The following is a 10,548-nucleotide window of genomic DNA, read 5'->3' as shown; positions in this document are numbered from 1 at the left end:
CTTTCAGCGCCGATGGTACTGCAGGGGGGACCCTGTGGGAGAGTAGGACGCCGCCGAACAAATTTTCAACGCGGGTTCCCGAGCTTCGGCTCGGGGACCCGCGTTTTTTTGTGCCCGATCACCTGTTGTTCATATGGCGCGAGCACCATGCCCTGCTATGGGGATCATCGGAAAGCTGGAGTCCGCGCGCTTCGCGGCCGGGGACGAAGTGATCGTTCCGGCCTACGACGACGGCGCCGTGGCCCGGGCCGTCGCCACGGCCGGAGCCCTGCCGGTGTTCGCTGACATAGACCCGGAGACGTACTGCCTGGGCGTCGGGGGCATCGAGGCCGTCGTGACCTCGCGGACGGTCGGGCTCGTCCTGGTGCACCGCTTCGGGCACCCGGGCGACGCCGGGCAGTTCAGACAACTCGCCGACCGGCTCGGACTGTTGCTCGTGGAGAAGGACGAGGACGACGGCCAGGGCGGTGACCTCGTACAACGCCGTCAGCGGGCCGGGTACTTGGACCGGCGGCTCGTCGGCGTACGGACCCCCGTGCCGGCCGCTGGGCACGCGTACCAGCGCTATGTCGTACGGGTACCGGGGAACGGGCGGCCCGACCGGGACGCGTTCGCGCGGCTGCTGCGGCGACGCGGGGTCGAGTGCGAGGTGCCGGTGCTCACGCCCGTACACCGGACACGGGAGTTCAGGCGGGTCGGGTGTGTGCTGCCGGAGACCGAGCGGGCCGTGGACGAGACGCTGGCGCTGCCCCGGCTGGACGGGCTTTCGGACGCCGGCGTACGCAAGTTGGTGTCGGTGTGCAACGCGCTCGGGGGACTGCTTCAGCCCGCGTGACCGGGGAGGGGAAGGGGCGCCGGAAGAACGGGCGAGCGTGGTTCGGACCACCGTCTGATTCAGGGTATGCTTTATCTCGTTGGTGAGGGGGAAACCCCGAAACAACAACCGGCCCCTATAGCTCAGTCGGTAGAGCGTCTCCATGGTAAGGAGAAGGTCTGCGGTTCGATTCCGCATGGGGGCTCAGGAGTAGGACGATGAAAGGCCCCGCCCGATTGGGCGGGGCCTTTCGCGTTCCTATGGCCACCCGTTGACGGTGGCCCCGGGTCCTGTCGGGCCCCGGAGCCACCGGCCGCTCAGTGCCGGGGCTGTTCCGGGATACGCATCGACAGGATCGCCATGTCGTCGGACGCGGGCTCGGCGGCGAAGCGTTCCACCGCGCGCAGGACGCGGGCCGCAACGGCGCCGGCGGTCAGGCCCGTACATGTGGCGAGGACGTCGGTCAGACCGTCGTCTCCCAACATGCGGGTACCCTCGCGGCGCTCGGTGATGCCATCGGTCACGCAGAGAAGGACGTCGCCCGGGTCCAGGGTGATCGTCTGCTCGTACAGCTCCAGGTCCTCCATGACGCCCAGCAGCGGCTGGGGTTCGGCGGCGGGTTCGACCGTGCCGTCCTGGCGCAGGCGCAGCGGCAGCGGATGGCCCGCGCACACGACCTTCAGGACGGCGCTGCCGTCCTCCTGCGGCCACAACTCGCCGTACAGGAGCGTCAGGAAGCGGCTGCGGGCGCCCTCGTCGAGGATCGCCGCGTTGAGGCGCTCCAGGACCGCCGGGCCGCCGAAGCCCTCGCGGGCGAGCAGGCGCAGGGCGTGGCGCGCCAGGCCCGTGACCGCCGCCGCCTCGGGGCCGGTGCCGCAGACGTCGCCGATGGCGAAGCCGTAGGCGTTGTCGCGGATCGGGAAGAGGTCGTAGAAGTCGCCGCCGACCTCGTTGCCCTCGCCGGCCGCGCGGTAGATGACCTCGACCTCGACGCCGGGGATCTGCGGGAGGCCGGGCGGCAGGAGGCTGCGCTGGAGGGAGCGGCTGATGGCCATGCGCTCCGAGTAGAGGCGGGCGTTGTCGAGGGCGAGGGCGGCCCGGCGCGAGAGGTCCTCGGCCAGCTCCAGGATCTCCTGGCGGAAGTGGTCGTCGGAGGGCTTGCCGAGGGTGAGCATGCCGATGACGCGGTTGCGGGCGACCAGGGGGAGAACGACCGTTTCGCCGCCGACGGCCGCGGCCGTGGACAGCGTGGTGCCGAGGCCGCTGCCCAGGTGCGGGCTGGAGCCGCGGCCGAGGTCGCGCATCGAGGTGCGCAGCGCGGCCTGGTGGGCCGCCTCGCCTGGGGCGGTCCAGACGCGGGCGCCGGGGGTGGGGACCGGCTCCGGCGGGTCGATCTTGGAAAGGAGCGCCTTGAGGCCGTCGATGCGCTCCTCGTCCTCGTGCAGGACGTACGAGAGATACGGTTCGGAGGCCTGGTCCGCGATCGTGTAGACGGCGCACCAGGTGGCGAGGGTGGGGACGGTCATCTGCGCCATGAGGGCCAACGTCTGGTCCCGGTCCAGGGTTCCCGCCAGCAGGTCCGAGGCCTCCACGAGGAAGCTCAGCGATCCGCGGCGCAGCCGTTCGAGCTCCCCCAGGCGTGCCGACTCGACGGCGAGGGCGATGCGGTCGGCGGCGAACTGGAGGCGCAACGCTTCTTCGTTGGAGTAGCGCCCGGCTGATTCGGCGGCGACGCCGAGGGAGCCGGTGAGGCGGCCCTCGACCTTGAGCGGCACGGTGACCACCGAGCGCATGCCGGAGCCGCCGAGGATCGGGACGGCGCCGGGCACGGCCGCCAGGTCCTCGTGGACGGCGGGCATCCGGGCGGAGCCGTAGCGTCCGGTGCCGGCTTCGACGGGCACGCGCGCGAAGCGCTGGCGTGCGGAGGGCAGGCCGGTGGTGGCGCGGACCTCCAGCTCCGTCTCGTCGTCGGTGGCCAGCAGCAGGAAGGCGGCGTCGCCGTCGAGCATGTCGCGGGCGCGCTCCACGGTCCGCTGGAGCAGTCCGTCCAGGTCGTCGGGGGCGGGGGAGCCGATGAAGACCTCGAACGGGTCGACGTTGCGGCTCTCTCCCATGGCCGCGGGGTCGGTGGCGGGCGCCCGCACGGGGGTCTGCAGGACGGCCCGCTCGTCGTCGCGGACGAGCAGACAGACGGTGGAGGGCTCGCCATTGGTGTCGCGTACCCGCAGATGCGAGGCGTACACGGGCAGGACGCGGCCGTCGGCGCCGCGGATGCCGTAGCTGCCCTCCCAGCGCGAGAGTTGCAGGGCCTCGACGATTCCGGTGGAGGTGCCGGGGGTGTGCGGCCAGGCCGCGAAGTCGGTGAGGGGCTTGCCGGTGACCTTTTCGGCGGGGTAGCCGAACAGCTCCTCGGCGTCCTCGTTCCAGGCGCGGACGGCGCCCGTGCGGTCGATCTGGATGACCGCGACGCGGACCCGGTCGTCGGTGACCGGCAGCAGGTCCACGGGCAGGGCGGGGCCGGCGGAGCGGGTGCCCACCCGGCGGGCGGGGAGGTCGAGTTGGAACCAGACGTGCTTCTGGGTGGGGGTGTACTCGACGCCCCAGCGGGAGGCGATGGCGGCGCACAGCAGCAGGCCGCGGCCGTTCTCGCGGTCCGGTCCCGCGACGTCGGCGGGGGAGGGGTGGAGCGGAACTTCTCGTTCGGGGTAGTGGTCGGCGACCTCGACCCGTACGCCGTCCTCGGAGCGCAGACAGAGTACGTCGGCGGCGGTGCCCGCGTGGACGACCGCGTTGGTGACGAGCTCGCTGGTGAGGACGACGGCGTCGTCGACGACGTCCGCGTACCCCCAGCCCTGGAGGGTGTCGCGGACGAAGGCGCGGGCGGTCGCCACGGACCGCCCGACGGGTTCGAAGCTGGCTTCCGCCCGCGCGGTGATCACAGAACTCCTCGTACGCGTCTCGACGCCCGGTTTCCCCGGCCGGGGTCCGGGAAGGTGCCCCCCGGGAATCAACACTCCCATGTGTGGCCCGCCCCCTCCGGTGTCCCGTGGTCGTCCTTGTGGCGCCCGCTGCTCCCCGGGCTCACAGGAGCAGGGGGGCGCTCCCGCCTTCGGAAGGACCGGGGCGGTTGGACAGCCGGAAGCCAGGTTACTTACCTTCGCTGTCCTGGCGGATGCCGGTCACCAGTGTTTCCGTCCTCCGTGGACGGGGACGGTATGCGAAGCTGCCGAACTGTTATGGCCGGGTTCGGCCATGGTGAAACACTGGGAAGGCTTCGAGGAAAGCCCGACGAGGGCGGTCGACCCCTGCGGGAGGGACACGGTGGAGTCTGGCGTGGCGGCGCGTGGCAAGAGCACGCGCGCGAAGGGCGGACGGTCCCGCGGCAAGGGGACGACCGAGGTGGACACCGCTGCGCTGCAGCGGCTGCTCGCCGCACTGGCGTCGATGCGGGACGGAAACTTCCGCAAGCGGCTGACCGTCTCCGGCGACGGGATGATGGCCGAGATCGCCGCCGTCTTCAACGAGGTCGCCGACCGCAACCTCCATCTGACCGGCGAGATCGCCCGGGTGCGGCGCATGGTGGGCCGCGAGGGGAAGCTGACCGAGCGGCTGGAGACCGGGGCCTGTGAGGGCTCCTGGGCGGCCGCGATCGACGCCTCGAACGCGCTGGTGGACGATCTGGCCAGGCCCGTCTCCGAGGTCGGCAGGGTGCTCTCCGCGGTCGCCGAGGGCGATCTGGAGCAGCGGATGGACCTGCGCTCGCACGGCGTGGACAACGCCGAGCGGCCGCTGCGCGGCGAGTTCCTCAAAGTGGGGCGAACCGTCAACAACCTGGTCGACCAGCTGTCGGCGTTCACCGACGAGGTGACGAGGGTCGCACTGGAGGTCGGCACCGAGGGCAAGCTCGGCGGTCAGGCCCAGGTGCGTGGAATGTCCGGTTCGTGGAAGGACCTCACGGATTCGGTGAACACGATGGCGTACCGGCTGACCGCCCAGGTACGTGACATCGCTCTCGTGACGACGGCGGTCGCCAAGGGCGATCTGTCCCGCAAGGTGACCGTGCACGTCGCCGGCGAGATGCTCCAGCTGAAGAACACCGTCAACACGATGGTCGACCAGCTCTCGTCCTTCTCGTCCGAGGTGACCCGGGTCGCGCGCGAGGTGGGCACCGAGGGCGAGCTCGGCGGCCAGGCGCAGGTGCCCGGGGTCGCGGGCGTGTGGAAGGACCTCACCGACTCCGTCAACCTGATGGCGGGCAACCTGACCGCCCAGGTGCGCGGGATCGCCCAGGTGACCACGGCCGTCGCCAACGGCGACCTGTCGCAGAAGGTGACCGTCAACGCGCGCGGGGAGGTCGCCCAGCTCGCCGAGACGATCAACCAGATGACCGAGACGCTGCGGACGTTCGCGGACGAGGTGACGCGGGTCGCCAACGAGGTCGGCGCCGAGGGTCTGCTGGGCGGCCAGGCACAGGTGCCGGGCGCGGCGGGGACCTGGAAGGACCTGACCGACTCGGTCAACACGGTCTTCCGCAACATCACGACGCAGGTGCGCGACATCGCGCAGGTGACGACGGCGGTCGCCAACGGTGACATGACCCAGAAGGTCACGGTCGACGTCGCGGGCGAGATGCTGGAGCTGAAGAACACCGTCAACACGATGGTGGACCAGCTCCAGTCGTTCGGCTCCGAGGTGACCCGGGTGGCCCGGGAGGTCGGCGTCGAGGGCCGGCTGGGCGGGCAGGCCGAGGTGCCGGGCGCGGCGGGGACCTGGAAGGACCTCACCGACTCCGTCAACAACGCGTTCCGCAACCTCACCGGTCAGGTGCGCAACATCGCCCAGGTGACGACGGCGGTGGCCAACGGCGACCTGTCGCAGAAGGTCACGGTGGACGTCTCCGGCGAGATGCTGGAGCTGAAGAACACCGTCAACACGATGGTCGACCAGCTGGCCTCGTTCGCCGCCCAGTTGACACGGATGGCCCAGGACGTGGGTACGGAGGGCCGGCTCGGCGGTCAGGCGCGGGTGGACGGCGTCTCGGGCACCTGGAAGGAGCTCACCGACTCCGTCAACTTCATGGCGGGCAACCTCACCTCCCAGGTGCGCCAGATCGCCCAGGTGACCACGGCGGTGGCGCGCGGCGACCTGTCGCAGAAGATCGACGTGGACGCGCGCGGCGAGATCCTGGAGCTCAAGAACACCATCAACAACATGGTCGACCAGCTCTCCGGCTTCGCCGAGCAGGTGACGCGGGTCGCGCGCGAGGTGGGCACCGACGGCCGCCTCGGCGGACAGGCGCAGGTTCCCGGCGTGGCCGGTGTGTGGCGCGATCTGACGGACTCGGTGAACGGCATGGCCGGCAACCTCACCGCGCAGGTCCGCAACATCGCCCAGGTCGCCACGGCGGTGGCGCGCGGCGACCTGTCGCAGAAGATCGACGTGGACGCGCGTGGCGAGATCCTGGAGCTCAAGAACGTCCTGAACACGATGGTCGACCAGCTCTCGAACTTCGCGGAGCAGGTGACCCGGGTGGCCCGCGAGGTGGGCACCGAGGGCATCCTGGGCGGCCAGGCCGAGGTGCAGGGCGTCTCGGGCACCTGGAAGGACCTGACCCAGTCCGTCAACTTCATGGCGAACAACCTGACGTTCCAGGTGCGCAACATCGCCGAGGTGACGACGGCGGTCGCCAAGGGAGACCTCTCCAAGAAGATCACCGTCGACGCCAAGGGCGAGATCCTGGAGCTGGTGACGACCGTCAACACGATGGTCGACCAGCTGTCCAACTTCGCGGACGAGGTCACCAGGGTCGCGCGCGAGGTGGGCACCGAGGGCATCCTCGGCGGCCAGGCCCGGGTGCGCGGGGTCACCGGCATCTGGAAGGACCTCAGCGACAACGTCAACCTGATGGCCGCGAACCTCACCTACCAGGTGCGCAACATCGCCCGGGTCTCCGCGGCCGTCGCCAACGGCGACCTGACCAAGAAGGTCACCGTCGAGGCGCGCGGCGAGGTCGCGGAGCTGGCCGACACCGTCAACACGATGGTGACGACCCTGTCGTCCTTCGCCGACCAGGTCACCCGCGTCGCGCGCGAGGTGGGCACCGACGGCATCCTCGGTGGACAGGCCCGCGTCCCCGGCGTCTCCGGTACGTGGAAGGACCTCACCGAGTCGGTGAACTCCATGGCCGACAACCTCACCGGCCAGGTGCGCCAGATCGCCACGGTCACCACCGCCATCGCCAAGGGCGACCTCACCAAGAAGATCGACATCGATGCGCGCGGTGAGATCCAGGAGCTGAAGAACACCATCAACACGATGGTCGACCAGCTCTCCTCGTTCGCGGTGGAGGTCACCCGGGTCGCGCGCGAGGTGGGCACCGAGGGCCAGCTCGGCGGCCACGCGCGCGTACGCGACGTCGACGGCACCTGGCGCGACCTCACCGAGTCCGTGAACGAGATGGCGGGGAACCTGACCCGCCAGGTGCGCGCCATCGCGGCCGTCGCCACCGCGGTGACCCGCGGCGACCTCAACCTCAAGATCGACGTGGACGCGTCGGGCGAGATCCAGGCCCTCCAGGACAACATCAACACGATGATCGCCAACCTGCGCGACACCACGGTCGCCAACAAGGAGCAGGACTGGCTCAAGGGCAACCTCGCCCGTATCTCCGGTCTGATGCAGGGCCGCCGCGACCTGGACGACGTCGCCTCCCTGATCATGACCGAGCTGACGCCGGTGGTCTCGGCCCAGCACGGCGCCTTCTTCCTGGCGCTGCCGACCGGCGGCTCCACCGAGCTCGGCGGGGATGACGACAGCTCGTACGAGCTGAGGATGCGCGGCAGTTACGGGTACTCGGCGGGCTCGATGCCCACCTCCTTCCGGCCCGGTGAGACGCTGATCGGAACGGCGGCGGAGGAGAAGCGCACGATCCTGGTGGAGAACGTGCCGCCGGGCTATCTGAAGATCTCCTCCGGCCTCGGGGAGGCGCCGCCCGCGCATGTGATCGTGCTGCCGGTGCTCTTCGAGGGCAAGGTCCTGGGCGTGATCGAGCTGGCCTCGTTCCAGCCGTTCACCCACATCCAGAAGGACTTCCTCAACCAGATCGCGGAGATGATCGCGACCAGCGTCAACACGATCAGCGTCAACTCCAAGACCGAGGTGCTGCTCAAGCAGTCGCAGGAGCTGACCGAGCAGCTGCGCGAGCGCTCCGCGGAGCTGGAGAACCGGCAGAAGGCGCTCCAGGCCTCCAACGCGGAGCTGGAGGAGAAGGCCGAGCTGCTCGCCCAGCAGAACCGCGACATCGAGGTGAAGAACACCGAGATCGAGGAGGCCCGGCAGGTCCTGGAGGAGCGCGCCGAGCAGCTCGCGGTCTCCATGCGCTACAAGTCCGAGTTCCTGGCGAACATGTCGCACGAGCTGCGCACGCCGCTCAACTCGCTGCTCATCCTGGCCAAGCTGCTCGCCGACAACGCGGAGGGCAACCTCTCGCCCAAGCAGGTCGAGTTCGCGGAAACGATCCACGGTGCGGGTTCGGACCTGCTCCAGCTGATCAACGACATCCTCGACCTGTCCAAGGTCGAGGCGGGCAAGATGGACGTCAGCCCGACCCGTATCGCCCTGGTGCAGCTCGTCGACTACGTGGAGGCGACCTTCCGGCCGCTCACCGCGGAGAAGGGGCTCGACTTCTCCGTACGGGTCTCGCCGGAGCTCCCGGCGACCTTGCACACCGACGAGCAGCGGCTGCTCCAGGTGCTGCGCAACCTGCTGTCCAACGCGGTGAAGTTCACCGACAGCGGCGCCGTCGAGCTGGTGATCAGGCCCGCCCACGCGGATGTGCCGCACGCCATCCGCGAGCAGCTCCTGGAGGCCGGCTCGCTGCGTGACGCGGACGCCGACCTGATCGCGTTCTCGGTGACCGACACCGGCATCGGGATCGCGGCCAGCAAGATGCGGGTCATCTTCGAGGCGTTCAAGCAGGCCGACGGCACCACCAGCCGCAAGTACGGCGGCACCGGTCTGGGCCTGTCCATCAGCCGCGAGATCGCCCGGCTGCTCGGCGGTGAGATCCACGCGGCGAGCGAGCCCGGCCGAGGCTCGACCTTCACGCTGTATCTGCCGCTGCACCCCAGCGAGTTGCCGCCGCAGGGCTACCCGCAGCTGCCGCCGGGCGGCGAGACGCCCGCCGAGGGCGCCTCGGCGCCCACCGACGCCGGGCGCCAGGAGCCCGTGCCGCACGAGGCGGCGACGGCGCTCGCCCCGGGGGAGAGCCAGTCGGGCGCGGGGAGCCTGTTCCGGCGCCGCCGCAAGGCGCTCGGCGCGGAGCCCGCCGCGACCCTGCCCGGTCAGCCGGGAGAGGCGCAGCAGGACTCCTGGGCGGCCCAGGAGCCGGAGCGCGCGCCCGGGCGTACCTTCCACTTCGGCGGCGAGAAGGTGCTCATCGTCGACGACGACGTCCGCAACGTCTTCGCCCTCACCAGCGTTCTGGAGCAGCACGGGCTGTCGGTGCTGTACGCGGAGAACGGCCGGGAGGGGATCGAGGTCCTGGAACAGCACGAGGACACCGCCGTCGTACTGATGGACATCATGATGCCGGAGATGGACGGGTACGCCACGACATCGGCGATCCGGCGGATGCCGCAGTTCGCCGGGCTGCCGATCATCGCGCTCACCGCCAAGGCGATGAAGGGCGACCGGGAGAAGGCCATCGAGTCCGGCGCGTCCGACTACGTCACCAAGCCGGTCGACCCCGACCATCTGCTCTCGGTGATGGAGCAGTGGATGCGCGGTAAGTGATCGGTGGCCGCACACTTCACCGCGAGTTGCTGACTGACTGTGGCCGAAGGCGTGTGAGACGGCGGTATTCGGGGAACCTTCTGGTCTCCCACTACGTTTCTGCTACGTGCACAGTGACATCGCGGTGACAGGGTGTGGCGACAGGCGGGGTGCGGCTACCATGACCGGCACAAGGACGGGCGGCGCAAGGGAGTCGTCCCCTGGGGCGGCGCCCGGTGCACTGCCGGGGCGAGGAGGACGGGCCATGGTGCAGAAGGCCAAGATCCTCCTGGTCGATGACCGGCCGGAGAATCTGCTGGCGCTGGAGGCCATCCTCTCTGCGCTCGATCAGACACTGGTGAGGGCATCGTCAGGGGAGGAAGCGCTCAAAGCACTGCTGACGGACGATTTCGCAGTCATCCTGCTGGACGTCCAGATGCCGGGCATGGACGGTTTCGAGACCGCCGCGCACATCAAGCGGCGGGAGCGCACCCGGGACATCCCGATCATCTTCCTCACCGCCATCAACCACGGCCCCCACCACACCTTCCGGGGATACGCGGCGGGAGCCGTCGACTACATCTCCAAGCCCTTCGACCCCTGGGTGCTGCGCGCCAAGGTGTCGGTCTTCGTCGAGCTGTACATGAAGAACTGTCAGCTGCGCGAGCAGGCGGCGCTGCTGCGCCTCCAGCTGGAGGGCAGCGGCCAGGCGGCCGGCGACCCCAAGGAGCCGGCCGGGCTGCTCGCCGAGCTGTCGGCGCGGCTCGCGGCGGTCGAGGAGCAGGCCGAGGCGCTCTCCAAGCAGCTGGACGACGAGTCGGCGGACGCGGCGGCGGTGGCCACCGCCGCCCATCTGGAGCGCAAACTGACCGGGCTGCGGCGGGCTCTTGACGCCCTGGAGCCGGGCACCGGCAGCGGCACGGCGGCGCTGCCCTCGCAGAACTGAGCAGCGCGCGAACGGC

At 70.2% G+C, this 10,548-nt stretch carries 4 protein-coding genes and 1 tRNA gene; 4 read left to right on the top strand and 1 reads right to left on the bottom strand.

All coding sequences use genetic code 11. The annotated features are described in order from the left end of the window. Positions 1–157 precede the first annotated feature (157 nt). Entirely contained in the window at positions 158–835 is a 678-nt protein-coding gene (locus ABD236_RS31510) for a DegT/DnrJ/EryC1/StrS family aminotransferase (protein ID WP_344079840.1), read from the top strand. Positions 836–946: 111 nt separating this feature from the next. Beyond that, a tRNA-Thr gene (locus tag ABD236_RS31505) sits at positions 947–1,019 on the top strand. A 112-nt stretch (positions 1,020–1,131) separates the two neighbouring features. On the opposite strand, the gene ABD236_RS31500 is transcribed toward ABD236_RS31505, so the two are convergent. Then, on the bottom strand, positions 1,132–3,834 hold the full coding sequence (locus tag ABD236_RS31500; RefSeq protein ID WP_344079837.1) for a SpoIIE family protein phosphatase: 2,703 nt from the start codon (positions 3,832–3,834) through the stop codon (positions 1,132–1,134). A gap of 301 nt (positions 3,835–4,135) precedes the next feature. On the opposite strand from ABD236_RS31500, the gene ABD236_RS31495 reads away from it, so the two are divergent. Together ABD236_RS31495 and ABD236_RS31490 are read left to right on the top strand one after the other, a co-directional pair. Continuing rightward, positions 4,136–9,607, top strand: coding sequence for a HAMP domain-containing protein (locus ABD236_RS31495; protein ID WP_344079834.1), 5,472 nt, complete (start codon positions 4,136–4,138; stop codon positions 9,605–9,607). Between the two features lie 244 nt (positions 9,608–9,851). After that, positions 9,852–10,532: a response regulator gene (locus ABD236_RS31490; RefSeq protein WP_344079831.1), complete on the top strand. Its 681-nt coding sequence runs from the start codon at positions 9,852–9,854 to the stop codon at positions 10,530–10,532. The last annotated feature ends 16 nt before the right edge of the window (positions 10,533–10,548 follow it).

It is taken from the genome of Streptomyces crystallinus (genome assembly GCF_039521265.1).
GTDB lineage: Bacteria > Actinomycetota > Actinomycetes > Streptomycetales > Streptomycetaceae > Streptomyces > Streptomyces crystallinus.
Note: the sequence above shows the minus strand (reverse complement) of the source record. Positions and strands in the feature narration are given on the sequence as shown.